We start from the raw sequence: 25,547 nt of genomic DNA on the forward strand, positions 1-25,547 counted from the left end.
AGAGGGCGACACTTTAACCGATCAGGCTCAAAGGGGCGCAAACGTAAACCTTGAGTAAAGACCATTGAAACAACTCGTAACATCCCCATAACTGAAACGCCCCTGGCCTGATCACAGGCGGGACGAGAATTTTTTATCGGCAATCTACGAGGTCGCCATGAACAGCGAAGAGCAAACCCTGATCGATGGACTGTTTTCACGGTTGCAGCAAGCCGAAACGGACTCAGCCCCCCGCGACGCCCAGGCCGAAGCGCGGATCAAGGAGCATATGGCTCGCCAACCCGCCGTCGGCTACTACATGACCCAGTCGATTCTGGTGCAGGAACATGCGCTGCAGAGCCTCGACGCGCAGAACAAGCAACAGGCCCAGCAGATCCAGCAATTGCAGGACGAGCTGCAACGGGCCAAGGCCACGCAACCTGCGCCGGCCAGCGGTGGTGGCTTCCTGTCGAGCATCTTTGGCGGCGGCTCCCGTGAGCCACAGCCTGCTCCGAGCAACTCAGGTGGCGGCTGGCGTGAACCGGCGCGGCCCGCTTTTGGCCAGCCAGCGCCGCAGCAGAACTACCAACCGCCGCAAGCACCGGTCGCCGCGCCCGCCGGCAGTGGCTTTCTCGGTGGCGCCATGAAGACCGCCGCCGGTGTGGCCGGTGGTGTGTTGCTGGCTGAAGGGATCAGCAGCCTGTTCCATCACAACCAGCAGCCACAGGTGGTGGAAGAGATCATCGAACAACCAGCACCTGCCAGCGATCAAGGCAACTGGGGTAACGATGACCAGCAGTTCGCCGGTAATGACAGCTGGGGCGGCAACAATGCCGACAGCGATTTTTCGGACGATTCCTCATCCTTTGGCGACGACGATTCTTTCGTCTGACACACCAGGCCCGGGGCGCCACGGCGCTCCGGTCTGATTTTTTCCCGGAAACACTCCCTTGGCTGGCATACTGGCGCCCTTTCCGGGCGCTGGCGCCTGGCTGTCCATGAGGAAGTGCGGTGAAAAAAATTGCGGTGTTCGCCGATGTGCAAAACCTCTACTACACCGTGCGCCAGGCCTATGGTTGCCACTTCAACTACGCCGCCCTGTGGGCTGACATCAGCGCGCGCGGGCAGATTGTCGAGGCGTACGCCTATGCCATCGACCGCGGCGACAGCAAGCAGCAGCAGTTCCAGCAGATCCTGCGCAACCTGGGCTTTACGGTAAAACTCAAGCCGTATATCCAGCGCAGCGATGGCTCGGCCAAGGGCGACTGGGACGTGGGCATCACCCTGGACATCATGGACGCCGCCGATCATGTCGACGAAGTCGTGCTGGCCTCCGGTGACGGTGATTTCGACATGCTGCTCGAGCGCATCATCCACAAGCATGGCGTGCGGGCCGTGGCCTACGGCGTGCCGGGGCTGACGGCCAACTCATTGATACGCGCCGCCAGCCACTATGTGCCGATCGAAGGCGCGTTGTTGCTCAAATAGATCGTTGAACGGAGTAGGAACAGGTTTGGAACGCATAGCGGTCATCGACTTTGAAACCACCGGCATCACCCCCAGCAGCCACTGCCGGGCCACGGAGATTGGCGTGGTCATCCTTGAGCGCGGGCAAATCGTGGACCGCTACCAGAGCCTGATGAACGCTGGCGTGCGCATACCGGCGTTTATCGAACAACTCACCGGCATCAGCAACGCCATGCTGCGCAGCGCGCCCCCGGCTGAGCGGGTGATGAACGAGGTCAATGAGTTCGTCGGCACCACGCCCTTGATGGCGCACAACGCCGCGTTCGACCAGAAGTTCTGGGACTTTGAGCTCGGCCTGATCCGCCGCACCCGCCTGCAGAAATTCGCCTGCTCCCTGCTGCTGGCCCGCCGCCTCATGCCGGCGGCGCCCAATCACAAGCTCGGCACCCTCAACACCTACGCCAAACTGCCCCACACCGGCCAGGCTCACCGGGCGCTGGCGGATGCGGAAATGGCCGCCAACCTCACGGCGCACCTGGCCCAGGAACTGCGCCAGACTCATGGCTTGCGCGAGCTGTCCCATGACCTGTTGTGCACCTTGCAGAAAGTGCCGGCGGCGAAGATCAATGAACACCTGAAGAAACATTGCGGGTTTTAAGGCCAGGCGCTGATCGTCCCCACGCTCTGCGTGGGCATGCATCTGGTGACGCTCCGCGTCACGACTTTAAGAGCGGACGCAGAGCGTCCAGGGCGGCATTCCCACGCAGAGCGTGGGAACGATCAGCAAACAGCGCGGGTTCTGATCCGGCTACTACCTCAAGAACACTGGAGTTCCAATGTGGGAGCTGGCTTGCCTGCGATAGCGGTGTATCAGCCAGCCATTTATTGCCTGGCCCTCCGCTATCGCGGGCAAGCCCGGCTCCCACAGGGGTTATGCGTCGCCTATCGAGGCTGTGCGCACTCCAGCGCCTGGTCCACCACCCCCTTCGCCATCTCCACCAAATGCATCACCGCCCGCTGCGGCGCCTTCATCACCTCACCCGAAGCGTGTGCCGTCTCCACCGCGCAATGCAACAACTCCGCCGCATGGGCCAACGCGTCTTCGAAGCTCAGGTTGTCATTCAGGATAAAAATCGGCGCATCCGGGGCGGATGCCTTGAGGTAGTAGTCGATGGCACGACGGTGGAGCAGGGCGTCTTCGCTGAGGAAGTCGGTTTTGGACTGGGGTGGATCGGGGGTGACTTTTTTGACCATGGTGAAACTTCTCCGTCAGGTAAGAAGCTGCAACCGTTCGCTTGCACACGAATTAGGGTGGCAGCAGTACGCAGGTGTGCAAGACCGAGACGGAGTCCGGTAGATCCGAAGATCTCCCGCGTACAGCTGCCATGACACTTAGCGCCTGAGATAAAACCCAGGCGTAGAGAGTTAAGGCTATGCGTATTACCGTCGTCGGACTTGCACGTCCGGTCACCGAACATTCGATGACAGGGCGAGACTAGCTACCGAATCCGACGGAAACAAGGCCGTGGGATTCTCTCGGAAACGTCCCGCAAATGAAAGGGATCGGTCGTGCTGGCCAATGAAATACGGGGGGGGTGAGGTCTCTTTCACCTGAGCGCTGAATGGTCGGTAGGCCAAATCCTGCTATGACCCAGGACCTTTCTCGTTTTTCTCTTCACTCCTCTATCGCGTCTTACTGCGACCTACCATCCCGTCTGTCACTCATGCACAGGGATTACAGTCATGCAGGAAAGCGATCTTCATACAACGATTATGCGAAGCAAGTTGGAACTTGAATCAAATGGCATTGATCTGGGCTCCAGTTCAAGCGTGGCGTTTCATGTGGGCAACACGATGACAAGCTGCCCGGCAGTCACTGATCGTTCCCACGCTCTGCGTGGGAATGCTGCCCTGGACGCTCTGCGTCCGCCCTTAAAGTCGTGACGCAAAGCGTCACGGGATGCATTCCCACGCGGAGCGTGGGAACGATCGATCAGCCACTATTTTTCCCATGGGCTTCCAATTGCCCCAACGGCACCCGCCGCTCTATGGCGCTGGACAAAATAATCGAGGTCTTGCTGAACCCGAACTTCGCCACCCGATTAATCAGGTCTTCCAGCTGCGGCATGGTGCCCACCGCCGCTTGCATGATCACGCAGGGGTCGCCTGTGACGCGGTGGCATTCGGTCAGTTCGGGTATTTCCGCCAGGGCGTCGTACACCTTTTGGCTGCCATGATTGGTCAGCCGCAACTCGATCACGCATTGAATCGGCAAGCCCACCTTGGATAAATCCACCTTGGCCTGGTACCCGGTGATCACGCCGCTGGCCTCAAGCTTGGCCACGCGTTCGGCCACGGCAGGGGCGGAGAGGTTTACGGTGCGCGCCAGTTGCGCGTAGGAAGCACGGCCATCTTCAAGCAGGGCGCTGAGGAGCATGCGATCGTATTTGTCCATGATAAGGCTCCGGTTGCGCTTCGCTTTCGAAAGCACGATTTATAGCCTTGATAACCATGTTTTGAGAAGTGTATTGGCGTTTTAAACAGGTTTTGTAACTTAAGTTTATCCATCTTCGTTTCTAGAATAAGTCTCCCATTTCCTGCCATAGAGCCGCCCAATGCCTGGCCCACGTCGCTTTCCCTTACCGTTGATCGCCGCCTTTTTTGCGTTGTATGTGATCTGGGGTTCCACCTACCTGGTGATCCGCATTGGCGTGGAGTACTGGCCGCCGTTGTTGCTGGCGGGCATTCGGTTTTGCACGGCGGGCGCGTTGATGTACGGCTTTCTCAGGTGGCGCGGGGTGCCGGCGCCGACCTGGCCGCAGTGGAAGGCGGCCGGGATGATCGGCATTTTGTTGCTCACGGTGGGCAATGGTGGCGTAAGTGTGGCCGAACACATGGGGGTGTCGTCCGGCGTGGCCGCGTTGGCGGTGGCGACGGTGCCGTTGTTCACTTTGCTGTGTGGGTTTTTCTGGGGCGCACGTAATACACGGCTGGAATGGGCCGGGGTGCTGCTGGGGATCATCGGCATCGCCATGCTCAACATGGGCAGTACCTTGCAGTCGAGCCCACTGGGCGCGGTGTTGCTGTTGATGGCGGCAGCGTCCTGGGCCTTCGGCTCGGTGTGGAGCCGCCATTTACCGCTGCCCCAAGGCGCGATGGCCAGCGCCGCGGAAATGCTCGTGGCCGGTGTGGCGCTGCTGATCGTCAGCGCGTTGTCTGGCGAGCACCTGCAGGCGATGCCGCCGCTGGAAGGCTGGCTGGCCCTGGCGTACCTCACGGTGTTCGGCTCGATCATTGCCTTCAACGCTTATATGTACCTGCTCAAGCACGTACGCCCGGCGGCGGCGACCAGCTATGCCTACGTAAACCCGGCAGTGGCCGTGTTGCTGGGGATTGTATTCGTGGGCGAGAGCATCGGCCTGGAAGAAGCCCTGGCAATGCTGGTGATTATCAGCGCGGTGTTGCTGATCAGCCTGCCCCAATGGCGCAAGCCCAAACCCGAAATAAGGTAAACTGCCGCGCATTACGCCCTTGCGCTGAATTTTTCCTACGGTAACTACATGACTTTCGCCACCCTTGGCCTGATCGAACCCTTGCTGCGCGCCCTTGAGACGCTTGGCTACCAGACCCCGACGCCGGTGCAGGCCCAAGCCATTCCGGCCGTGCTGGCCGGTCGCGACCTGATGGCCGCGGCCCAGACCGGCACCGGCAAGACCGCAGGTTTCGCTTTGCCGCTGCTGCAACTGTTGACCCTGGAAGGGCCGAAAGTCGCCGCCAACTCGGCGCGTGCGCTGATCCTGTGCCCGACTCGCGAACTGGCCGAGCAAGTACACGCCAGCGTTGCCGAGTACGCCCAACATCTGCCGCTGACCACTTACGCGGTGTACGGCGGCGTGAGCATCAACCCGCAGATGATGAAGCTGCGCAAAGGCGTCGACATTCTGGTCGCCACCCCTGGCCGCCTGATCGACCTGTTCCGCCAGAACGCGTTGAAGCTCAACCAGCTGCAAACCCTGGTGCTGGATGAAGCCGACCGTATGCTCGACCTGGGCTTCTCCGAAGAACTTGCCAACATCTACCGCATGTTGCCGAAAAAGCGCCAGACCCTGCTGTTCTCCGCGACCTTCTCCGATGACATCCGCCTGCTCGCCGGGCAAATGCTCAACGACCCGCTGAGCATCGAAGTCAGCCCGCGCAACGTCGCCGCCAACACCGTCAAGCAGTGGGTGGTGCCGGTGGACAAGAAGCGCAAGCCGGAACTGTTTGTGCACCTGATGCGCAAGGGCCGTTGGAAGCAAGTGCTGGTGTTCGCCAAGACCCGCAACGGCGTAGACGCCTTGGTGGACAAGTTGCAGGGCCTGGGGATCAACGCCGACGGCATCCATGGCGACAAACCCCAAGCCACCCGCCAACGCGCACTGGACCGCTTCAAGGCCAGCGACGTGCAGATCCTGGTGGCCACCGATGTGGCGGCCCGTGGCCTGGATATCGAAGACCTGCCGCTGGTGGTCAACTTTGACCTGCCGATCGTGGCCGAAGACTACATCCACCGCATCGGCCGTACCGGGCGTGCGGGCAATACCGGTGAGGCGATTTCCCTGGTGTGTGCCGATGAGGTGAACATGCTCTCGGCGATCGAGATGCTGACCCGCCAGACCCTCACCCGCAAGATGGAACCGGACTTCGAGCCGGAGCACCGCGTGCCGGACACCGATGCCAGCGGGCAGGTGGTCAAGAAGCCGAAAAAACCGAAGAAGCCTAAGGCGTCCGGCGGTGGCGGCAAGCGCAACCTGGGCAAGTGGGTGGACAGTGGTGACGTGGCGCCGGCTGAGCCGTCGATCAAGCCGGTGCGCAAGGTGCCGGTGTTTAATACTGGGCCGCGTAAGAAGAAGTGATTGATCGTTCCTACGCTCCGCGTGGGAACGCATCCTGTGACGCTCTGCGTCACGAACCTAAAGCGGGACGCAGAGCGTCCCTGGCGGCATCCCCACGCAGAGCGTGGGAACGATCAGCGGTGGAGCCATTCCAAAATCCCCCGCCCAGCCGCTCTACCACTGGCAAAACACCCCGTCAGCAAATACCCACCAGTGGGCGCCTCCCAGTCCAGCATTTCCCCCGCGCAAAACACTCCAGGCAATGGCTTGAGCATCAACCGCTCATCCAGCGCTTCAAACGGCACCCCCCCGGCCGTGCTGATCGCCTCATCCATCGGTCGCGTCTTCACCAGCGTCAGCGGCAACGCTTTGATATCCACCGCCAATTGCGCCGGATCGGTGAAGTGTTCAGCGGGCGACAACTCGCGTAACAAGGCCGCTTTCACGCCATCTAGCCCCAACTGACTGTGCAGATGCTTGCTCATCGACCGTGAGCCACGGGGCTTTGCCAATCCGGCCTGCACCTTGTCCAACGGCTTGCTGGGCAGCAAATCGATATGCACCGTGGCCGCACCGTCGCGGTTGATCGCTTCGCGAATCGGCGCCGACAAGGCGTAAATCAAACTGCCTTCAATGCCGGTGGCGGTGATCACGCATTCGCCCAGCCGAGGCTTGTCATCCCCCAGGCCAATGGCGACGTTTTTCAACGGTGCGCCAGCGAATTTGCTGACCATCAACTCGCTCCAGGCCGACACTTCAAACCCGCAGTTGCTCGGTTGCAGTCGCACATAGGGCAGGCCCTTGCCTTCAAACAGGTTAAGCCACGCGCCGTCAGAACCCAGGCGCGACCAACTGCCGCCGCCCAGGGCTAGCAGCACCGCATCGCTGTGGACAACTTTGTCACCGTCCGGGCTGTGGATAAGTAAACCGCCTTCGGCATTCCAACCCAGCCAACGATGCCGGGTTTGGATAACCACACCTTGATCGCGAAGGCGTTTGAGCCAGGCGCGCAACAGTGGCGCGGCTTTCATATCGGTAGGAAATACGCGGCCAGAGGTGCCGACAAAGGTCTGGATACCCAGGCCATGAATCCATTCGCACAACGCCTCGGCGCCAAAGCTGCGCAGCAGCGGCGCCATGTGCGGGGCGCGTTCGGCGTAGCGCGACAGGAACGCCGGGTACGCTTCGGAGTGGGTGATATTCATGCCGCCCACGCCGGCCAGCAGGAACTTGCGCCCCACTGAAGGCATGCCGTCGTACAGGTCCACGCGCACGCCCGCCTGGCTCAAGACTTCAGCGGCCATCAGCCCGGCGGGGCCGCCGCCGATAATGGAGACGTGGTGGGCAGAAGTCTGAGGCATGGGCAGGCTACGGTGATATGAATAGGCCGAGCATTCTACCCGACCACGACACTGTTGCCTGATCAAAAAACGTACACTTTCCTACAGGCCATACGGCCATTCGCTTGCAGCCGCTTACGCTCAAGTTATCCACAGGCCGTTCCACAGGCATTGTGGGTAACGCTCACACTTCAATGACAGCCTGATGACGTCCACACCCGTTGTGCGCTGTGGTGCAGGATGCCGTGGCGGCGGGCGAGGGCGGGGCGGTCCTTGCTGTAACCGCCGCCGATCACGCCCATCACCGGAATGTCGCGGCCCAGGCAGTGGCGCATCACGCTTTCATCACGGGCGGCGACGCCTGCGTCTGTCAGCTTGAGGTAACCAAGGGCGTCGTCCTTGTGCACATCCACGCCGGCGTCGTACAGCACCAGGTCCGGCTGGTAGAGCGGCAGCAGGTAGTTGAGCGCGTCATCCACCACCTTGAGGTAGTCGGCATCGCCCATGCCCATGGGCAGCGGGATGTCCCAGTCGCTCTGGGCCTTGCGTGCCGGGAAGTTCTTTTCGCAGTGCAGCGACACGGTGATGGCGTCCGGCGTGTCGTGCAGGATGCGTGCGGTGCCGTCGCCCTGGTGCACGTCGCAATCGAAGATCAGCACGCGATTGACCCGGCCGCTGGCCAACAGGTAATGGCTGATCACCGCCAGGTCATTAAAAATGCAGAAACCCGCCGGATAATCGTAATGGGCATGGTGGGTGCCACCGGCCAAATGGCAGGCCAGGCCATGTTCGAGGGCCTGTTCGGCGGCCAGGATCGAGCCGCCCACCGCGCGCACCGTGCGCCGGGCCAGGGCTTCGCTCCAGGGCAGGCCGAGGCGGCGTTGGTCTTCGCGGGACAGTTCGCCGCCCATGTAGCGTTCGATATACCCAGGTTCATGGGCCAGGGCCAAAATGTCTGCCGGGCACAGCGGCGGGCGCAGCAATTGGCTGTCTTCGGTCAGGCCGCTGTCCACCAGGTGGTCACGCAACAGGCGAAACTTGTCCATGGGGAACCGGTGGTCCGCCGGGAACTCAGGGCTGTAGTCTTCGTGGTAGATCAATGGCAAGGGCATGGGATTTTCTGACGGGAACCTGCGACGGATCTTAACAGCGCTGTACACTCACGCACATGGCAAGGCAGGGGGACCCATGGAGCCGATATTGGAATTGGAAAGTGCACGCTTGGTGCTGCGCCAATGGCGCGACAGCGACCTGCCGGACTTTGCGCGCATGTGCGCCGACCCACAGGTGATGCGTTATTTCCCGGCTCAATTGAGCCACTTGGAAAGCGCCGCGCTGATCGGCCGGATTCGCGGGCATTTTGCTGAATATGGCTTTGGTTTCTGGGCCTTGCAGCGCAAGGACACCGGTGAGTTTATCGGCCTGACGGGCCTTGCGAATGTCAGCTTCGAAGCCGGCTTTACCCCGGCGGTGGAAATCGGCTGGCGCCTGGCCCGTGAGCATTGGGGCCTGGGTTATGCCAGTGAGGCCGCCTGGACGGCGTTGCGCTGTGGTTTTGACCGCCTGCAACTGGACGAAATCCTGGCTTTCACCACCGAGAGCAATCTGCCCTCACAAAAAGTCATGCAGGCCATCGGTATGCATTACGATCCGCAGGCAGATTTTGAACACCCGAAAGTCGCAGCCGGTGACCCGCTGCGCCCTCACGTGTTGTACCGCATCACCCGCGCCCAATGGTTGGACACGCTGCACGGATAAGCAGGCGGTCATGCTCAACAGAAACCTGTAGGAGCGAGCTTGCTCGCGAAGAACGCAAGAGCGCTGCGGTAAACCAGAAGCGCTGCGTCATCGTTAACGACCTTCGCGAGCAAGCTCGCTCCTACCGGTAGATACCGTTTTGCTTTGAGGAGAGTTTCAATGAGCCAAGTATTGGAAGATCTGGTGGACTTGCTGACCCTGGAGCCGATCGAGGAAAACCTCTTTCGCGGCCGCAGCCAGGACCTGGGCTTTCGCCAGCTGTTCGGCGGCCAAGTGCTCGGCCAGTCGTTGTCGGCGGCCAGCCAGACCGTAGAAGAAGCGCGGCATGTGCATTCCCTGCACGGCTATTTCCTGCGCCCTGGCGATGCCGCGTTGCCGGTGGTGTATTCGGTGGACCGCGTGCGCGATGGTGGCAGTTTCAGCACGCGTCGTGTCACCGCGATTCAAAAGGGCAATCCGATCTTTACCTGTACGACCTCGTTCCAGTACGACGAAGAAGGTTTCGAGCACCAGACCACCATGCCGGTGGTAGTGGGCCCGGAAAACCTGCCGTCGGAGCTGGAGCTGACCCAGCAACGTGCGCACCTGATCCCCGAGCACATGCGCGACAAGCTGCTGTGTCCCAAGCCCATCGAAGTGCGCCCGGTCACCGAAAAAGACCCGTTCAACCCGCAGCCGTCCGACCCGGTCAAGTACGTGTGGTTTCGTGCCGACGGTGCCTTGGCGGACACGCCGGCGCTGCATAAATACCTGTTGGCCTATGCCTCGGACTTTGGCCTGTTGACCACCTCGCTGCTGCCCCATGGCAAGACCGTGTGGCAGAAAGACATGCAGGTCGCCAGCCTCGATCACGCGCTGTGGTTCCACGCTGACCTGCGTGCCGATGACTGGTTGCTGTACGCCATGGACAGCCCGTGGGCCGGCAACTCCCGGGGTTTCTCCCGGGGCAGCGTGTACAACCGCGCCGGGCAACTGGTGGCGTCGGTGACCCAGGAAGGTTTGATTCGCCATCGCAAGGATTGGGCATGAGCCTTTGCGACGTTAAGCACTGGGTGTTCGACATGGACGGCACCCTCACGGTGGCGGTGCATGACTTTGCTGCCATCCGCGAGGCGCTGGACATTCCACCCGAAGACGACATCCTCACGCATCTGGCGGCCTTGCCGGCGCCGGTTGCAGCGGCCAAGCACGCCTGGTTGCTGGAGCACGAGCGCGAGCTGGCCCTGGGTTCGGTGGCGGCGCAGGGCGCGGTGGAGCTGGTACAGGAATTGGCCGCTCGCGGTTATCGCCTGGGCATCCTGACCCGCAATGCGCGGGAGCTGGCCCATATCACCCTGGAGGCGATAGGCCTGGCGGACTGCTTTGCCATTGAGGATGTGCTGGGGCGCGATGATGCGCCGCACAAGCCGGATCCGGGTGGGTTACTGAAGCTGGCGGCGGCTTGGGACATATCACCCAACGAAATGGTGATGGTGGGGGATTATCGCTTTGACCTGGATTGTGGTCGGGCAGCGGGGGCCAAGACGGTGTTGGTGAACTTGCCGGAGAACCCGTGGCCGGAGTTGGCGGATTGGCATGCCGAGGATTGTGCGGCGCTGCGCCGAATGATCTAACCCAGGCGACAGAGATCAAATGTGGGAGCTGGCTTGCCTGCGATAGCGGTGGGTCAGCTGACACTTTATCAACTGACAGTCCGTCATCGCAGGCAAGCCAGCTCCCACATTTTGATTAGGTTTCGTCAGTGATTACTGGGCGAACAGCACCTTTTCTCCCTCTGGCGAGGTAAACATCTTGTCCCCGTCATGCCCCACCCCCGGCACTTCCACCAGCCTGTGAGCCAACTGCGGATGCCGCTGCTTGAGGTAATCAAAGTAGTTGTGCCCACGTATCAGCCGATACGCGCCCTGGGCCTCGGCCTCGCAGCTTTTATCCAGCGCCGGGTGGTTGAGGTCGGTGTCCTGCTGGCCCAGCAGGTAAGTGATATCCCGTGACACGTAGGCCTGTTCCAGTTGCTGGGCGCCTCGGTCACCCACGTAATCCGGCAGGTTTTGCATGCCGTACTTCCAGTCGTTGAAGCCTGGGCAACTGGTCGCATCGAACTTCACCGGGCGTTGCGGGCTGAAATACGCATAGGACGACGGGTTAGCCACCACATACCGCAGGCGGATGCCTTCGGTGTTCAGCAGCGGGTGGTCGTGGCCGGTGAGGGCGAAGCGCTGCACCACTTGGCCGCCACCGGAATGCCCGGCGACCACGATTTCTTTCAGCGCCGGGAACAGTTTGCGGTTGCCCAAGTGCTTGATGATCTGGTCCAGAGCGCCATAAGAGCTGATCTGCCCTGGGCCGGTGGACGCTTCGCCGGCCATCCAGTCGTTGCCCTTCCAGCGCAAAACCTGATCGTCCAGGTGGTTACGCTTCACGTCCGTTTGATTGAGAAACTGTGGTGCGATCACCAGCGTACTGCCGCCCACCCCGGCATGCTCGGCGGCATTGATGCCGCTGTGCAGGTAGGTTTGCGCATTACGCAGGCGCCCATGCACGATGATCAATGCACGTGTGACCTTGGGCAGCGGTTGGCGCCAATCCTGGCTCAGGCCCAGGCTGAGTTCGCCGGCCTCCAGATGAAAGCGATCGGGGCTGACCACCTTGACGCCGTGTTCGGCCGCGAAGGTGCAACAGGACACGAGCACACCCAGCAGTAACCCCAATCGTTTGATCATTTAGAGACTCTTGGCCGCGAAGGTATCGCATTGAGTGATCTGGCCCTGGGCGAAGCCGGTCTTGAACCAGCGCACGCGTTGGGCCGAGGTGCCGTGGGTAAAGGAGTCCGGTACCACGCGCCCCTGGCCCTGCTGCTGCAAACGGTCGTCGCCGATGGCATTGGCTGCGTTCAGGGCTTCTTCGATATCGCCGGGTTCCAGCCAGTTCAGGCGCTTTTGCGCATGGTTGGCCCACACGCCGGCAAAGCAGTCGGCTTGCAGTTCCTGGCGAACCAGCAGGCCACCGTCGCCTTCCATCTGCCGACCCTGTTGGCGCGCCGCCTGGATCTTGGACGAGATGCCCAGCAACGTTTGTACGTGGTGCCCGATTTCGTGGGCGATCACGTAAGCCTGGGCGAAGTCACCGGCGGCCTGGAAGCGTTGCGACATTTCCCGGAAGAAGTCCAGGTCCAGGTACACCTGCTGGTCAGCCGGGCAGTAGAACGGGCCGCTGGCTGAGGTGGCGCCACCACAGGCTGAATTTACCCGGCCACGGAACAGGATCAGTTTCGGGTTCTTATACGCCAGCCCATTTTGCTGGAACACTTGGCCCCAAGTGTCTTCGGTATCGCCCAGCACAGCGCGCACAAAGTCGGCTTGCTCATCGTTGGCCGGCGGTGCCTGACGCGGCTGAGTGCTGACCGACGGCGCCTGCTCCATCTGCCCGGTCAATTGGCCGAGGATCTGCATCGGGTCCTGGCCGGTCAGCCAGCCAATGCCGACGATCAGCACGATGGCCGTGAGGCTCAGGCCCTTGCCGCCGCCGAAGCGCATACCGCCACCGCCGCCGCCACTGTCATTACGGGCATCCACCACGTTGTCGCTGCGTCGGCCTTTTTTCCATAGCATGGGAGCAATCCTCTGTGTGCTAACCGTGATTGATTATGGTCGGTATTAACGGCAATAGCCTTCGCCAGTGGCAACGACCAGGCAGTCTTTTTTATCTGCCAGCCACTTCAAACCGGTGGCGGCGCCATCGCCAGCGCGCAACAGCTGCGGGCCGTCGGGGCGGGTGAAGGCGATGCCGTCGTCAGTGGCCTCACCTTTGAAGGTGCCAGCGTCATCGGCATCGAGGCCGTATTGCATGGTCAGCAGATAGTGGCCGCGGCCAATGCTGTCGTCTTTGGCGATGGTCAGGTGCAAGCCTTCGACACCGATCCACTTGCCGACCCATTTATCGGTGGGCGGGGTCTCGGGCACCAGGGTCGCTTGCACGGAAGCGGGCGCGGGCTTGGGGGCTTCTTTCGGGGCTTTATCGCAGGCAGCGAGCAGGGCGAGGGCAGACAGGGCAAAGAGGATTTTTTTCATAGCGGCAAGGCCTTGGTTAAAAAGTGTGCAACGCCGGGGCGAGCGTGCAGCGTTGGACTCGGATCCATCGATTTAGTGCGCTGTTCGCCCGGTGTTTGGTTATGCTCTTGGGGCAGACTCCGGCCCGGCTGCTAGATTACCGGGTTGAGCGCTACTTGGTTCAGTGCTCAGCGTCCCGCTCGCCACACAAGAGAATTCAATGACTGTCAGTACCCCGCTCTCCGGCGTCAACCATCCGTTCAAAGGCATCCTGCTGATTGTGCTGGCGACGTTTCTGTTCTCCAGCCACGACGCCTTGTCCAAATACCTGGCCGGGTTTTACCCGATCGTGATGGTGGTGTGGGCGCGTTACATGGTGCACACCTTGCTGATGGCCGGGATCTTCCTGCCGCAATCGGGCCTGCGCGTGTTGCGCAGCAAGCGGCCGGGCATGCAGGTGGTGCGGGCGTTATGCCTGTTGGGCACCAGCCTGTTCTTCACCACGGCGCTGCATTACATCCCCTTGGCCGAAGCCACGGCGGTGAACTTCCTGGCGCCGATCCTGGTGACGGCGCTGTCGGTACCGTTGCTCGGTGAGCACGTGACCCGTGGTCAGTGGCTGGCGGTGATCTGCGGGTTTATCGGCGTGGTGATCATCATCCACCCCGGCGGCGAGTTGTTTACCCCGGCGGTATTGCTGCCGCTGTGCTCGGCGTTGTTCTTCTGTTTCTACCAGTTGCTCACGCGCATCCTCAGCCAATACGACAGCCCGACCACCAGCAATTTCTTCGCCGGCCTGTGCAACACCCTGGTGATGAGTGCAATGGTGCCGTTCTTCTGGCAAGTGCCGACGCTGTGGCATGCGGTGATGATGCTGGCGCTGGGCACCTGCGGGATGACCGCGCACTTGATGCTCACCCAGGCGTTCCGCTTCGCGGCGCCGGCCTTGCTGGCGCCGTTTGGCTATTGCCAGATCGTGTTCGCGGGGTTGTTGGGCTGGCTGGTGTTCAGCCATACCCCCGATATGACCACGGTGGTGGGTATCGGGGTGATCTGCATGAGCGGGTTGGCCGCTGCCTGGCAGCAGCGGCGGCGTTAGTTAAACGTCTACGGTGGGGATCTTGCGCGGCGCCATGAAGTACATCCACACCAGGGCGATGAAGTACATCGCCGGGATCAGGGTGAACAAGATCGTGTAGTTGTTGTTGGTCACCGTGAGGATGTGGCCGACGATCTGGGTCATGAACATGCCGCCGATGGCCGCGCACATGCCGCCAAAGCCGAATACCGTGCTCATCATGTGCTTGGGCGTGTAGTCCATCACCAGGCTCCAGATGTTGGCGGTCCAGGCCTGGTGCGCGCCGATGGCCAGGGAGATGGCAAACACCGCGACCCACAGCTGGCTGGAGCCGGCCGCCATGATCACGCCGACGATGCAGCAGGCGAACAGCAGCATCGACAACAGCCGCGCCTTGATCGAATTCATGCCACGGCCAATCAGGAACGACGACAGGATCCCACCGCCCACGCTGCCAAAGTCGGCGGTGAGGTAAATGATGATCAGCGGAATGCCCATCTGCGTCACGTTGATGCCCAGGTTGTATTGCTGGTTCAAGAACGGCGGCAGCCAATACAGGTAGAACCAGAACACCGGCGCGGTGAGCGAGTAGGCGAGGGCGAAGGCCCAGGTGCCACGCATGCGCAGGATGCGGCTGAACGGCACACGGGGTTGTTCCGGTTCGACTTCCTGTTGCACGTAGTCCAATTCGGATTGTTTAACGGTGGGGTGGTCTTCCGGGTTGTAGTACTTCAAGCCCCAGAGCACCAGCCAGATACCGCCAAGTGCCGACATGCACAGGAACGCCGCCTGCCAGCCCCACACGTGCAGGATCAACGGCAGCAGCATCGGCGTCATCATTGCGCCGACGTTGGTGCCAGCGTTGAAGATGCCGGTGGCCACTGCACGTTCACCCGCTGGGAACCACAAGCGTGTGGTCTTGACGCAGGCCGGGTAGTTAGCGGCTTCGGTCAGCCCGAGAATAAACCGGCAGACCATAAAGCCGACTGCCGAAGTGGCCAGGCCATGGGCGCCGGTGGCCAGGCTCCACAGCAGCACGGCGCAGAAGAACACGCGCTTGACGCCAACCCGGTCGATCAGGCGGCCTTGCAGCACAAAGCCGATGGCGTAGCCGACCTGGAACCAGAAGTTGATGTTGGCGTAGTCCATCGCCGTCCAGCTCATTTCCTTGGCGAGGATCGGTTGCATCACGCCCAGGGCGGCGCGGTCGATGTAGTTCAAGGTGGTGGCGAAGAACACCAGGGCCAGCATGCCCCAGCGCGTTTTACCCACGGCCAGGGCACCGCGGATCTTGTCGCCGATACCGGCGTGCGGGTTGCCCGGGCGCGCGGCCAGGGCTGGATTTTGCAGAGGCATGAGGTTTGTACCCGTTTTTTGAAATTCTTATGGTGTGTTCTGGGTCTTTGTTACGTGAACGAATTGCCCGGTCGATGGTGCGCAGTGGTTAAAAAGTCGTCAATTCGCCAAAGGGGCTTAGTGTTCGATAATCGCACCAAAAACTAACCGGTTCGTACATTTTAATTGCTGCCTGTAGGCTGGGGGCGAATAATTTGCCACAAACAACAATTGCCGGGAGTCTTCCATGCAACGTTCTATTGCCACTGTGTCCTTGAGCGGCACCCTGCCGGAAAAACTCGAAGCCATTGCCGCCGCCGGGTTTGATGGGGTGGAGATCTTTGAGAACGACTTGTTGTATTACGACGGCAGCCCGCGCGAGGTTAGGCAGATGTGCGCCGACCTGGGCATCGCCATCACTCTGTTCCAGCCGTTTCGCGATTTCGAAGGCTGCCGCCGCGATCGCCTGGCGCGCAACCTGGAGCGCGCCGAACGCAAATTCGATTTGATGCAAGAGCTAGGCACCGACCTGGTGCTGGTGTGCAGTAACGCCTCGGCCGACAGCGTGGGCGACGAACGTATTCTGCTCGATGACCTGAGCCTGCTGGCCGAACACGCGGGCAAGCGCGGCCTGCGCATCGGCTATGAAGCCCTGGCCTGGGGCAAGCATGTGAACACCTGGCAGCAGGTGTGGAACCTGGTGCGCCAAGTCGACCACCCAAGCCTCGGTGTATTGCTCGACAGCTTCCACACCTTGTCGCTCAAGGGCGACCCGAGTGCCATCGCCCAGATCCCGGGCGACAAGATTTTCTTCGTGCAGATGGCCGACGCACCGATCCTGGCCATGGATGTGCTGGAGTGGAGCCGGCATTTCCGTTGCTTCCCAGGCCAGGGCGAGTTTGACCTGGCGGGCTTTCTTGCGCCGATCATCAAAAGTGGCTACAGCGGGCCCTTGTCCCTGGAAATTTTCAACGATGGTTTCCGCGCCGCGCCCACCCGCGCGAATGCGGCGGATGGCTTGCGCTCGTTGCTGTACCTGGAAGAGAAAACCCGCCAGCGCCTGGCGCAAGAAGCGCCCGCTGCGCCAGTGGACATTCTGTTTGAAACCCCGGCGGCCAGCGAGTACGACGGTATCGAGTTCCTGGAGTTTGCCGTGGATGAAAGCCTCGGTGCCAAGCTGAGCAATTGGCTGGAGCGCCTGGGTTTCGCCAAGGCCGGCCAGCATCGCTCGAAGAATGTGAGCCTGTTGCGCCAGGGCGATATCAACCTGATCCTCAACTGCGAACCCTATTCCTTTGCCCATAACTTTTTCGAGGCCCATGGCCCGTCGTTGTGTGCCACGGCGGTGCGGGTCAAGGACAGTGCCAAGGCCCTGGAGCGGGCGGTGGCCTACAAGGGCCAGCCTTATCGCGGCCTGGTCGGCCCCAACGAGCTGGAATTGGCCGCCGTGCGTGCACCGGATGGCAGCCTGATTTACCTGGTCGATCCCAGCGAAGGCGGGCTTTACGACACCGATTTCAACCTGCAAACGGCCGCACTCGCCAGCGGCGGCTTGCTGCGCATCGACCATATGGCCATGGCGCTGCCGGCCGACAGTCTCGACAGTTGGGTGTTGTTCTACAAAAGCCTGCTGGATTTCGAAGCCGATGACGAAGTGGTGCTGCCCGACCCTTACGGCCTGGTGAAAAGCCGGGCGTTGCGCAGCCGTTGCAGCTCGATCCGCCTGCCGCTGAATATCTCCGAAAACCGCAACACCGCGATTTCCCACGCGCTCTCCAGCTATCGCGGTTCGGGCGTGCACCACATTGCCTTCGATTGTGCGGATATTTTCGCCGAGGTACGCCGGGCCAAAGAGGCCGGTGTGCCGTTGTTGGATATCCCGCTCAACTATTACGACGACCTGGCGGCACGCTTCGATTTCGACGATGAGTTCCTCAGCGAGCTGGCGTACTACAACGTGCTGTACGACCGCGACGCCCAGGGCGGTGAGCTGTTTCATGTGTACACCGAACCGTTCGAAGGGCGGTTTTTCTTCGAGATCATCCAGCGTAAGCACGGCTATGCCGGCTACGGCGCAGCCAACGTGGCGGTGCGTCTGGCGGCGATGGCCAAGTCACGCAGCGGTGCGGCGCGCCAGGCCCGTTTATAAGGGCAGGGCGGGTGCTTCCTTCGGGGAGCGCCTCGGCCCATAATCGGGCCTGCCCAAGCAATCGCCGTGAGCGCACCATGACCCTGACCCCTGACCTCTGCGCTGTGTCAGACACACCGCGCAAGAGTCGCAAGAACAATCCGGAAAAGACCCGCGAAAATATTCTGCAAGAAGCTATTGTCGAGTTTGTTCAGCAGGGCCTGGCCGGCGCACGCGTGGACGCCATCGCCGAGCGCATCCATACCTCCAAGCGCATGATCTATTACTACTTCGGCAGCAAGGAGCAGCTATACGTCGAGGTGCTGGAGAAGCTCTACGGCGATATCCGCAACACCGAAACGCGCATGAACCTCACGGCTCTGGAGCCGCGTGAGGCGATTCGCCGGTTGGTGGAGTTCACCTTCGATCACCACGACCAGAACGTGGATTTCGTGCGCATCGTCAGCATCGAAAATATCCACAACGCCGAGTACGTCAAGCGCACCGAGACCATCAAGGCGATGAACAGCAAAATCCTCGAAGGGCTGGGGGAGACCTTGCGCCGCGGGGCTGAGTTGGGGCTGTTTCGCGAAGGGCTGGAGCCGCTGGATGTGCACTTGCTGATCAACTCGTTCAGCTTTTATCGGGTGTCCAACCGGCACACCTTCAGCGAGATTTTCCAGATCGAGCTGTCGGACGAGGCGATCAAGCAGCGCCATCGGGAGATGATTTGCGAGTCGGTGTTGCGCTACCTGCAAGCCTGAGAACTGATCGTTCCCACGCTCTGCGTGGGAATGCCGACATGGACGCTCTGCGTCTGCTGTCAAAGTCGTGACGCGGAGCGTCACGGGAGGCGTTTCCACGCAGAGCGTGGGGACGATCATGATGGGGTTGCATCCCTAGGTATTCATGCTCTGGAAATGCGCCAGCATCCTGTCTGCATCCGCCACTTCGCCGCTGAACAACTCAAACGCCTTCACCGCCTGAAACACCGCCATATTGCCGCCGTCCAGGGTACGGCAACCCAAGGCGCGAGCGTCACGCAGCAGTTGGGTTTCCAGTGGGAAGTACACGATTTCCGCTACCCACAATTCGGCCCGCAATAACTGCGCTGGCACCGGCGTGCCAGGCAACTTGGCCATGCCCATCGGCGTGGTGTTCACCAGGCCATCGGCCTCGGCCATGGCGTTTTCCAAGTGGCTGCCAACCTGAGCGCGACCGATGCCGAAATGCTCGGTGAGGTTATCCACCAGGTCCTGGGCACGGGCGCTGTCGACGTCGAAGAGGCTCAGTTGCTCCACACCCTCGGCCAGCAGTGCATGGGCCACCGCCGCACCCGCGCCACCGGCACCCATCTGTACCACGCGGTGGCGCGGCACGTTGTGCAAGTTGCGCCGAAAGCCTTCGGCGAACCCCAGGCAGTCGGTGTTATGGCCAATGCGCTTGCCGTCCTTGAACACCACGGTGTTGACCGCGCCAATGCCCCGGGCCTCATCGGAGAGTTCATCGAGCAGCGGCAGGATCGCCTGCTTGCACGGGTAGGTAATGTTCAGCCCAGTGAAGTGCATCAGCTCGGCGGCCCGCAGGAGTTCCGGCAGGGCGCTGAGGTCCAGATGCAGCGGCTCCAGGTCGATCAGGCGATACAGGTAGCGCAAGCCCTGGGCGTCGCCTTCCTGTTCGTGCAGTGCCGGGGTGCGTGAGGCCTGGATACCGGCGCCGATCAGGCCGGCGAGAATGCGTGGTTTCATCAGGTGCGTCCCTTCAGCGTATGGCTGAAATGTTCCAGGGCCAGGTGGTAGCCATGGCTGCCAAACCCGGCCAACACGGCCTTGGCGATTGGCGACACAAACGAGTGATGACGAAAGGCTTCACGGGCGTGCACGTTGGATAAATGCACTTCGATCACCGGCACTTCACTGGCCACCAGGGCATCGCGGATCGCGACCGAGGTGTGGGTCCAGGCCGCCGGGTTGATCACGATACCGGCGCAGCGGTTGCGGGCGGCGTGGATCCAGTCGAGCAATTCGCCCTCGTGGTTGGTCTGGCGAAATTCGATGGTCAGCCCGAGTTTGTCGGCGCTGCGCCCACACAGGGCAGCAATGTCGGCCAGGGTTTCATGGCCATAAGTGGCAGGCTCGCGGGTGCCGAGCAGGTTGAGGTTGGGGCCGTTGAGCACCAGCACGATGGGCGGCATAGAGGCTTCTCCACAGTTCTTATTGGTTGTGGAGTCAAAATGTACTGGTTGGTTAATTTGGTCAATGGATGGCTGCGGATCTGTTCGGTGATCGAACGTTTAATCAAGGCAAACGCTAGGCTCAATCGGATTAGATATCAATTGAAAACCATTCTCGACAACGCTTAAGATGCCCGCCTGTTTCCTCAACATTCCAGGGAGTCGGTTTGTCGGACGTGGATCTCAAGGGCCTGTTTCTCAAGCACGCCGATACGCTGCGCGGGTATCTGGCCCGCAGAGTACGGGACCCGCAATTGGCCGCAGACCTGGTGCAGGAGAGCTTCCTGCGCCTGGCAGAAAAACCGGCCGGTGAGCGTATCGACAACTCCCAGGGTTATCTCTATCGAACGGCGAGCAATCTGCTGATCGACCATATTCGCCAGGAAGCACGGCGCAAGACCGACACCGTGCCCCACGAGGCGCTGGCCGAGATTGAAGATGACGTGGCCGGGTTGGAGGCTCAGGCAATGGCGCAGCAACAGCGGCAGGCATTGAAGCAGGCGCTTTCGGAATTGCCGGCGCGCACCCAGCAGATTTTCCGCTTGAACCGTATCGAAGGCATGACCCACGCTCAGGTCGCCCGGCATCTGGACATCAGCGACAGCAGCGTGCAAAAGCATCTGGCCAAGGCCCTGGCCTATGTGATGCAGCGCTTGCAGGAAGGCGAGGTGACGCCATCCGACGAATGAATTACCGAAAAACGCCAGGCCAGACGTCACAGCGTCTATATAACGAGAATTCGAGATTCACACGTGAATAGCCAGGGACCGCAACAGCACAGCATTACCGAGGCGGCCGCCGAGTGGGCGGTGCGCCTGCACGCCGGTGCCTTGAGCGAACAGGAACAAGCCGAACTGCGCCAGTGGATCGCCCGCGACAGCCGCCACGAAGCGGCCCTGCGGTTTGCCGAGCAGACCTGGGCGGCGCTGGGCGAGGTGCACACGGACGAGGCTGTACACCGACAGCGCCCGCCCGCGCCCGCTATACCCTTGCGCCGCGCCAAACGTCGAAGGCCGTGGCAACGTGCGGCCGCCGTGGCGCTGGTGCTGGTGGCGGCGGGCATCGGCTGGGTACGCGGGCCGGATGCCTTGCTGCGCTTGCAGGCCGACTACGTCACCCACATAGGCGAAGTGCGCACGGTGCACCTGGCCGATGGCAGCGTGGTGGAGCTGGATTCCGATAGCGCCATTCGCCTTGAGTACGACGGCGTACAGCGCGGCGTCAACCTGCTCCAGGGCGCGGCGATTTTTCAGGTGGCACCGATGGCCGGCGAAGAAACCCGACCGTTCGTGGTGCACAGTGCCGGCGGCCAGACCCGGGCGCTGGGCACACGGTTTGTGGTCGAACGTGAACGCGAGAGCCAGGCCTGGGTCGGTGTGCTGCAACACAGCGTCGAAGTGTCAGTGCCGGCGTCACTCAGAAACGGCCCTGCCGAGCAGGTCCTGCAACCGGGCCAGGCTGCGCGCTACAGCCCCCAGGATGGGGTGGTCAGCCTGGATCAGTTTGATGTGGATCGCGCCACCAGTTGGCGCCGTGGTGTGTTGATCTTCGACCGGCAGCCGCTGGCCAAGGTCATCGAGCAACTCAACCGTTACCGCCCCGGGCGGGTGGTGTTGGCCAACGCAGACCTGGGCGAGCGCGAAGTCAGCGGCGTCTTCCGCCTGGACATGCTCGACAGCGCCCTGGCCACCCTGACCCAAGAGCTTCAAGTGCAACGCCTGGAGCTGGCTGGCCTCAGCCTGATCTACTGACCTTCCCCCGTTAAAAACCGATGCCCCTGTAGGCGCGAGCTCGCTCGCGAAAATACCCAGGGCACCGCGTTTTCGTTGACGTTCTTCGCGAGCAAGCTCGCTCCTGCAAAAAATATTACTGACTTCCCGCGCCTCGCACGTCTTGCTAGGTGAGAAGTATTCGCATAAACAAAAAATGCTCAGCGCAGGGATCATCACCAATGTCAGCACTCACCAAGGGGCGTACCACCGGCAGCCGCTTAGCCCTGGCCATTCACCTGGGGTTGTCCGCCGTGGCCGTACCGGCCTATGCGCAGCCTCCAGCTGCCACGGCTCAGTCCGCCGTGTTGACGTTCGATATCCCTGCGCAATCCCTCGGCAGTGCGGTGCTGGCCTTCGCTGACCAGGCCGGCCTGCAAGTGTTGTTCGACAGCCAGCGCCTGCACGGGCTGAGCAGCACCGCGCTCAAGGGGCGCTTTGACGTGCAGGAAGGCTTGGGCCGCCTGCTCGGCGCCGCCCCGGTGGAGTACCGCTTTACCGGCGATCGCCAGGTCACCCTGACTCGGGTGGAACAACAAGCCGGTGCCCTGGCCTTGGCCACCACCACGGTCACCGGCCTGCACCCGCAGGATTGGGTGTATTCAACGCCGCGCGCGGTGAGTGTGGTGGGGCGCGAACAGCTGGATCGCAACCCGCCGCGTCATGCCGCCGAGATGCTGGAAGAGGCGCCGGGCGTCTACTCCGCCGTCAGCCAGCAAGACCCAGGGTTGTCGGTGAATATCCGCGGTATCCAGGACTATGGCCGGGTCAATATGTCGGTCGATGGCATGCGCCAGAATTACCAGCAAAGTGGTCACCAGCAACGCAATGGCACGCTGTATGTCGACCCGGAGTTGCTGTCCGAGGTGGTGATCGAAAAGGGCGCGACCTCCACCCAGGGCGGTGCGGGGGTGATTGGCGGGGTGGCCAATTTCCGCACCCTGGAAGCCGCTGACCTGCTCAAGGATGGCAAGCAAATCGGCGGGCGCATTCGGCTCACCTCGGGGCTGGGTGGGCGCAGCAACGGCACGCACTTTATCGGCAGTTCGGCGTTTGCCGTGGGCACCGATGTCTGGGACATGCTGGTGGCCGCCAGCGAGCGTCACCTCGGCGACTACAACCCCGGCACCCGGGGCAGCATTGGCGAGTTGCGTAGCGGCGCGGCGTACATGCCGGCCAGTGAGGAGCGGATCAAGAACACCACCGTTGCCTATTCGGGCTCGGTGATGCGTTCACGCTTGCTCAAGCTGGGGCTCAATCTTCCGGTTGAGCAGCGCCTGCAACTGAGCTACCTGGTCACCGAGGTCGACTACGACGACGTCAATATGATGACCGCCGAAAAGCCCCAGTTATGGGAAAAGCTCGGCAGCAGCAACGTCAAGGCGCAGAACTTCGCGCTCGATTACAGCTATGCGCCAGACAACCCGCTGATCGACTTCAAGGCCAAGCTCTACCATGTAGATACCCGCAACGACCAATCCACCCTGGCCCGGGGTATCAGCAAGGCGTACGACGTCACCTATCAAACCAATACCTACGGCGCGCAGGCGCAGAACATCTCGACCTTTGCCCTGACGGAACTGGCCACCCTCAAGGCCAACTATGGGTTGGAGTTTTTCTACGACAAGGTCCGGCCGGACTCCAACCAGGGGGTAGAGGCGGGCTCGGCGCTGACGGCCTCGGCGGCGGAGAGCATCACGCCCAAAGGTGATCGCACCATGGGCAGCCTGTTCGGGCGCCTGGACTTCGACTACGACGGTTGGCTGAACCTTAACGCCGGCTTGCGTTATGACCGTTATCGGCTGCGCGGCGATACCGGTTTGAACACCCGTACCTTCATCATCGGCACCACTCGCCAGATCAGTGTGCCCACCACTTATGATGTGGATCGCGAGGAGGGCCGTTTTTCGCCGACGTTTGGCTTGTCGGTCAAGCCGGGTGTGGACTGGCTGCAACTCTTCGCCACCTATGGCAAGGGTTGGCGCCCGCCGGCAGTGACCGAAACCATGGTCAGCGGCCGGCCCCACGGCGGCGGTTCGGAGTCGATTTTCCCCAACCCTTACCTGAAGCCGGAGCGGTCCACGGCGTGGGAAGTCGGCTTCAATGTGCTCAAGGAAGACCTGCTGTTTTCCGATGATCGCATGGGCATGAAGGTGTCCTACTTCAACACCCGGGTCGATGACTTTTCCTATATGGCCCTGGGCGTGCAGCCGCCGGGTTATGGCAACGTCAATATCGGCAGTGCGGCCTATGTGAACAACCTGGAGACCACGCGTTTTCGGGGGCTTGAATACCAACTCGATTACGACGCCGGTTTTGCCTACGGCCAGTTCAACTACACGCGCATGCTTGGCAGCAATCAGTTCTGCAGCAAAACCGCGTGGCTGGGCGGCGTGACCAAGACCCAGAAACGCCCGGGTAACCGTGCCCCGGTGGACGCGATGGTGCCGGACGACGCAGCCAATGCCGGCGTGGGTTGCAGCGCGATCCTCGGCTCCTCCGAACACATGCCCATGGACCGCGGCACCGCCACGCTGGGCGCGCGGTTCTTTGAGCGCAAGCTGGACGTGGGTGTGCGTGCCCGCTACAGCGCCGGCTACTACGTCAAGGGCGCCGCCGGGGTAACCACCTCGCAAACCGGCGTCTACCCCGCTGACTGGAAGCCCTACACCGTCTACGACCTGTATGGCAGCTACCGCGCCACCGACCAATTGACCCTGCGCCTGGCCATGGAAAACGTCACCGACCGCGCCTACCTGGTGCCGCTCGGGGATGTGCTGGCTTTCACCCTGGGCCGTGGGCGCACCGTGCAGGGCACCGTTGAATATCAGTTCTGACCGCTTTTGCCCAGTGACGGGCAAAACCACAGCAGGCACCGGCTTGCTGGGGAGTGACCACCCAATGACTTGGAGTTTTGCATGAGCATTTCTATTTCATACAGCACGACCTACGCCGCCAGCACCGTCGCCCAATACCTGAACGACTGGTCGGCTTACTTTGGTGATCTCAACCACCGTGAAGGTTCGGTGAAAGAGGGTGTGAACACCGGTGGTTTCAACCCGGGGCCGTTCGACGGCACCCAATATGGCGTGACAAGCAGCGTCAGCGATGCGGCGGTGGTGGCTGAAGGCAGCCTGCATTACACCCTGTTCAATCCGCCGACCCACACGCTGTGGGGTTCGCTGGACGGCCTGACCCTGGGCGATACCCTCGCCGGCGGCGCGAGCAGCGGTGGCTACACCATCGCCAACCAGGAAGTCAGCTTCACCAACCTGGGCCTGTCGAGCCTGCAATCCGAAGGCCGCGATGGCCAGGTGCACAAAATCGTGTACGGCTTGATGAGTGGCGACAGTTCGGCGCTGGCCTCGGCCATCGACACCCTGCTCAAGGGCATCGACCCAAGCCTGTCGGTCAACTCCACCTTCGATCAACTGGCCGCTGCCGGTGTGGCCCATCAGGAGCCCGCTGCATTTGCAGCTGCCGATGTGGGGCTGGTGGGTATTCAGGACGCGCCGCACGACTTCGCCTTGGCCGCCTGAT

At 61.6% G+C, this 25,547-nt stretch carries 25 protein-coding genes; 15 read left to right on the top strand and 10 right to left on the bottom strand.

The window, feature by feature from the left end; all coding sequences use genetic code 11:
* Positions 1-157 precede the first annotated feature (157 nt).
* From QK296_RS07890 to QK296_RS07900, 3 genes are all read left to right on the top strand, one after another.
* Complete coding sequence (locus tag QK296_RS07890) at positions 158-871, top strand: DUF2076 domain-containing protein (protein ID WP_094775483.1); 714 nt, start codon at positions 158-160, stop codon at positions 869-871.
* Between the two features lie 119 nt (positions 872-990).
* Entirely contained in the window at positions 991-1,467 is a 477-nt protein-coding gene (locus QK296_RS07895) for an NYN domain-containing protein (protein WP_003194396.1), read from the top strand.
* Positions 1,468-1,492: 25 nt separating this feature from the next.
* Positions 1,493-2,104: a 3'-5' exonuclease gene (locus QK296_RS07900; RefSeq protein WP_169900176.1), complete on the top strand. Its 612-nt coding sequence runs from the start codon at positions 1,493-1,495 to the stop codon at positions 2,102-2,104.
* Positions 2,105-2,388: 284 nt separating this feature from the next.
* Here the strand turns inward: QK296_RS07900 and QK296_RS07905 are convergent, their stop codons facing one another.
* Together QK296_RS07905 and QK296_RS07910 are read right to left on the bottom strand one after the other, a co-directional pair.
* Positions 2,389-2,700, bottom strand: coding sequence for a DUF3077 domain-containing protein (locus QK296_RS07905; RefSeq protein WP_169900178.1), 312 nt, complete (start codon positions 2,698-2,700; stop codon positions 2,389-2,391).
* 739 nt (positions 2,701-3,439) lie between these two features.
* Entirely contained in the window at positions 3,440-3,901 is a 462-nt protein-coding gene (locus tag QK296_RS07910) for an Lrp/AsnC family transcriptional regulator (RefSeq protein WP_003194390.1), read from the bottom strand.
* Positions 3,902-4,061: 160 nt separating this feature from the next.
* Here QK296_RS07910 and yedA point away from each other — a divergent pair, with 160 nt between their 5' ends.
* Both yedA and QK296_RS07920 read left to right on the top strand, forming a co-directional pair.
* Entirely contained in the window at positions 4,062-4,958 is an 897-nt protein-coding gene (yedA, locus tag QK296_RS07915) for a drug/metabolite exporter YedA (protein ID WP_003194388.1), read from the top strand.
* Between the two features lie 48 nt (positions 4,959-5,006).
* Positions 5,007-6,341, top strand: a complete 1,335-nt coding sequence (locus QK296_RS07920; protein WP_003194386.1) for a DEAD/DEAH box helicase — start codon at positions 5,007-5,009, stop codon at positions 6,339-6,341.
* A gap of 113 nt (positions 6,342-6,454) precedes the next feature.
* Here QK296_RS07920 and QK296_RS07925 read toward each other — a convergent pair whose 3' ends face one another.
* Together QK296_RS07925 and QK296_RS07930 are read right to left on the bottom strand one after the other, a co-directional pair.
* Positions 6,455-7,681 carry a TIGR03862 family flavoprotein gene (locus QK296_RS07925; RefSeq protein ID WP_094774564.1) on the bottom strand — a complete coding sequence of 409 codons (1,227 nt, stop codon included), beginning with the start codon at positions 7,679-7,681 and terminating at the stop codon, positions 6,455-6,457.
* Between the two features lie 170 nt (positions 7,682-7,851).
* Positions 7,852-8,772 carry a histone deacetylase gene (locus tag QK296_RS07930; RefSeq protein ID WP_003194383.1) on the bottom strand — a complete coding sequence of 307 codons (921 nt, stop codon included), beginning with the start codon at positions 8,770-8,772 and terminating at the stop codon, positions 7,852-7,854.
* Positions 8,773-8,848: 76 nt separating this feature from the next.
* Here QK296_RS07930 and QK296_RS07935 point away from each other — a divergent pair, with 76 nt between their 5' ends.
* From QK296_RS07935 to QK296_RS07945, 3 genes are all read left to right on the top strand, one after another.
* Entirely contained in the window at positions 8,849-9,418 is a 570-nt protein-coding gene (locus QK296_RS07935; protein ID WP_014720044.1) for a GNAT family N-acetyltransferase, read from the top strand.
* Positions 9,419-9,577: 159 nt separating this feature from the next.
* Entirely contained in the window at positions 9,578-10,447 is an 870-nt protein-coding gene (gene tesB / locus QK296_RS07940) for an acyl-CoA thioesterase II (RefSeq protein ID WP_003194379.1), read from the top strand.
* Positions 10,444-11,031 (top strand): HAD family hydrolase, encoded by a 588-nt coding sequence (locus QK296_RS07945; RefSeq protein WP_003194377.1) that lies wholly within the window; start codon positions 10,444-10,446, stop codon positions 11,029-11,031. Before tesB ends, QK296_RS07945 begins: the two co-directional genes overlap by 4 nt.
* Before the next feature lie 132 nt (positions 11,032-11,163).
* Here the strand turns inward: QK296_RS07945 and QK296_RS07950 are convergent, their stop codons facing one another.
* The 3 genes from QK296_RS07950 to QK296_RS07960 are packed head-to-tail and all read right to left on the bottom strand — an operon-like array spanning position 11,164 to position 13,485.
* Positions 11,164-12,138: an alpha/beta hydrolase gene (locus tag QK296_RS07950; RefSeq protein ID WP_282390782.1), complete on the bottom strand. Its 975-nt coding sequence runs from the start codon at positions 12,136-12,138 to the stop codon at positions 11,164-11,166.
* Positions 12,139-13,026 (bottom strand): neutral zinc metallopeptidase, encoded by an 888-nt coding sequence (locus QK296_RS07955; protein ID WP_003194372.1) that lies wholly within the window; start codon positions 13,024-13,026, stop codon positions 12,139-12,141.
* A 45-nt stretch (positions 13,027-13,071) separates the two neighbouring features.
* On the bottom strand, positions 13,072-13,485 hold the full coding sequence (locus QK296_RS07960; RefSeq protein WP_034133756.1) for a lipoprotein: 414 nt from the start codon (positions 13,483-13,485) through the stop codon (positions 13,072-13,074).
* 199 nt (positions 13,486-13,684) lie between these two features.
* On the opposite strand from QK296_RS07960, the gene QK296_RS07965 reads away from it, so the two are divergent.
* Complete coding sequence (locus QK296_RS07965) at positions 13,685-14,563, top strand: DMT family transporter (RefSeq protein WP_003194370.1); 879 nt, start codon at positions 13,685-13,687, stop codon at positions 14,561-14,563.
* Here the strand turns inward: QK296_RS07965 and QK296_RS07970 are convergent, their stop codons facing one another.
* The gene (locus tag QK296_RS07970; protein WP_003194368.1) at positions 14,564-15,898 is read right to left on the bottom strand and encodes an MFS transporter; all 1,335 of its coding nucleotides are present in this window, start codon (positions 15,896-15,898) and stop codon (positions 14,564-14,566) included.
* Between the two features lie 226 nt (positions 15,899-16,124).
* On the opposite strand from QK296_RS07970, the gene quiC reads away from it, so the two are divergent.
* Together quiC and QK296_RS07980 are read left to right on the top strand one after the other, a co-directional pair.
* Positions 16,125-18,026, top strand: coding sequence for a 3-dehydroshikimate dehydratase QuiC (quiC, locus tag QK296_RS07975; protein WP_003194367.1), 1,902 nt, complete (start codon positions 16,125-16,127; stop codon positions 18,024-18,026).
* 77 nt (positions 18,027-18,103) lie between these two features.
* On the top strand, positions 18,104-18,769 hold the full coding sequence (locus tag QK296_RS07980; protein WP_003194364.1) for a TetR/AcrR family transcriptional regulator: 666 nt from the start codon (positions 18,104-18,106) through the stop codon (positions 18,767-18,769).
* A gap of 135 nt (positions 18,770-18,904) precedes the next feature.
* Here the strand turns inward: QK296_RS07980 and QK296_RS07985 are convergent, their stop codons facing one another.
* Positions 18,905-19,756 (bottom strand): shikimate dehydrogenase, encoded by an 852-nt coding sequence (locus QK296_RS07985; protein ID WP_183043798.1) that lies wholly within the window; start codon positions 19,754-19,756, stop codon positions 18,905-18,907.
* Positions 19,753-20,199 carry a type II 3-dehydroquinate dehydratase gene (gene aroQ, locus QK296_RS07990; protein ID WP_003194361.1) on the bottom strand — a complete coding sequence of 149 codons (447 nt, stop codon included), beginning with the start codon at positions 20,197-20,199 and terminating at the stop codon, positions 19,753-19,755. The genes QK296_RS07985 and aroQ overlap by 4 nt, the downstream gene beginning before the upstream one ends.
* Before the next feature lie 206 nt (positions 20,200-20,405).
* Between aroQ and QK296_RS07995 the strand changes: the two genes are divergently transcribed.
* From QK296_RS07995 to QK296_RS08010, 4 genes are all read left to right on the top strand, one after another.
* A complete protein-coding gene (locus tag QK296_RS07995) occupies positions 20,406-20,927 on the top strand; it encodes an RNA polymerase sigma factor (RefSeq protein WP_003194359.1) in 522 nt (173 codons plus the stop codon).
* 63 nt (positions 20,928-20,990) lie between these two features.
* The gene (locus QK296_RS08000; RefSeq protein WP_169856612.1) at positions 20,991-21,989 is read left to right on the top strand and encodes a FecR family protein; all 999 of its coding nucleotides are present in this window, start codon (positions 20,991-20,993) and stop codon (positions 21,987-21,989) included.
* Between the two features lie 200 nt (positions 21,990-22,189).
* Entirely contained in the window at positions 22,190-24,844 is a 2,655-nt protein-coding gene (locus QK296_RS08005; RefSeq protein WP_169856613.1) for a TonB-dependent receptor, read from the top strand.
* An 81-nt stretch (positions 24,845-24,925) separates the two neighbouring features.
* Positions 24,926-25,546 carry a heme acquisition protein HasA gene (locus QK296_RS08010; protein ID WP_003194354.1) on the top strand — a complete coding sequence of 207 codons (621 nt, stop codon included), beginning with the start codon at positions 24,926-24,928 and terminating at the stop codon, positions 25,544-25,546.
* Position 25,547 lies beyond the last annotated feature (1 nt).

This window comes from Pseudomonas sp. AL10 (genome assembly GCF_029960685.1).
GTDB classification, from domain to species: Bacteria; Pseudomonadota; Gammaproteobacteria; order Pseudomonadales; family Pseudomonadaceae; genus Aquipseudomonas; species Aquipseudomonas lactis.

Excerpts from the sequence above, each read along its gene's own strand:
- QK296_RS07890 (WP_094775483.1), top strand. The coding sequence starts at position 158 with ATGAACAGCGAAGAGCAAACCCTGATCGATGGACTGTTTTCACGGTTG.
- QK296_RS07905 (WP_169900178.1), bottom strand. The coding sequence starts at position 2,700 with ATGGTCAAAAAAGTCACCCCCGATCCACCCCAGTCCAAAACCGACTTC.
- QK296_RS07910 (WP_003194390.1), bottom strand. The coding sequence starts at position 3,901 with ATGGACAAATACGATCGCATGCTCCTCAGCGCCCTGCTTGAAGATGGC.
- yedA (WP_003194388.1), top strand. The coding sequence starts at position 4,062 with ATGCCTGGCCCACGTCGCTTTCCCTTACCGTTGATCGCCGCCTTTTTT.
- QK296_RS07920 (WP_003194386.1), top strand. The coding sequence starts at position 5,007 with ATGACTTTCGCCACCCTTGGCCTGATCGAACCCTTGCTGCGCGCCCTT.
- QK296_RS07925 (WP_094774564.1), bottom strand. The coding sequence starts at position 7,681 with ATGCCTCAGACTTCTGCCCACCACGTCTCCATTATCGGCGGCGGCCCC.
- QK296_RS07930 (WP_003194383.1), bottom strand. The coding sequence starts at position 8,772 with ATGCCCTTGCCATTGATCTACCACGAAGACTACAGCCCTGAGTTCCCG.
- QK296_RS07935 (WP_014720044.1), top strand. The coding sequence starts at position 8,849 with ATGGAGCCGATATTGGAATTGGAAAGTGCACGCTTGGTGCTGCGCCAA.
- tesB (WP_003194379.1), top strand. The coding sequence starts at position 9,578 with ATGAGCCAAGTATTGGAAGATCTGGTGGACTTGCTGACCCTGGAGCCG.
- QK296_RS07945 (WP_003194377.1), top strand. The coding sequence starts at position 10,444 with ATGAGCCTTTGCGACGTTAAGCACTGGGTGTTCGACATGGACGGCACC.
- QK296_RS07950 (WP_282390782.1), bottom strand. The coding sequence starts at position 12,138 with ATGATCAAACGATTGGGGTTACTGCTGGGTGTGCTCGTGTCCTGTTGC.
- QK296_RS07955 (WP_003194372.1), bottom strand. The coding sequence starts at position 13,026 with ATGCTATGGAAAAAAGGCCGACGCAGCGACAACGTGGTGGATGCCCGT.
- QK296_RS07960 (WP_034133756.1), bottom strand. The coding sequence starts at position 13,485 with ATGAAAAAAATCCTCTTTGCCCTGTCTGCCCTCGCCCTGCTCGCTGCC.
- QK296_RS07965 (WP_003194370.1), top strand. The coding sequence starts at position 13,685 with ATGACTGTCAGTACCCCGCTCTCCGGCGTCAACCATCCGTTCAAAGGC.
- QK296_RS07970 (WP_003194368.1), bottom strand. The coding sequence starts at position 15,898 with ATGCCTCTGCAAAATCCAGCCCTGGCCGCGCGCCCGGGCAACCCGCAC.
- quiC (WP_003194367.1), top strand. The coding sequence starts at position 16,125 with ATGCAACGTTCTATTGCCACTGTGTCCTTGAGCGGCACCCTGCCGGAA.
- QK296_RS07980 (WP_003194364.1), top strand. The coding sequence starts at position 18,104 with ATGACCCTGACCCCTGACCTCTGCGCTGTGTCAGACACACCGCGCAAG.
- aroQ (WP_003194361.1), bottom strand. The coding sequence starts at position 20,199 with ATGCCGCCCATCGTGCTGGTGCTCAACGGCCCCAACCTCAACCTGCTC.
- QK296_RS08005 (WP_169856613.1), top strand. The coding sequence starts at position 22,190 with ATGTCAGCACTCACCAAGGGGCGTACCACCGGCAGCCGCTTAGCCCTG.
- QK296_RS08010 (WP_003194354.1), top strand. The coding sequence starts at position 24,926 with ATGAGCATTTCTATTTCATACAGCACGACCTACGCCGCCAGCACCGTC.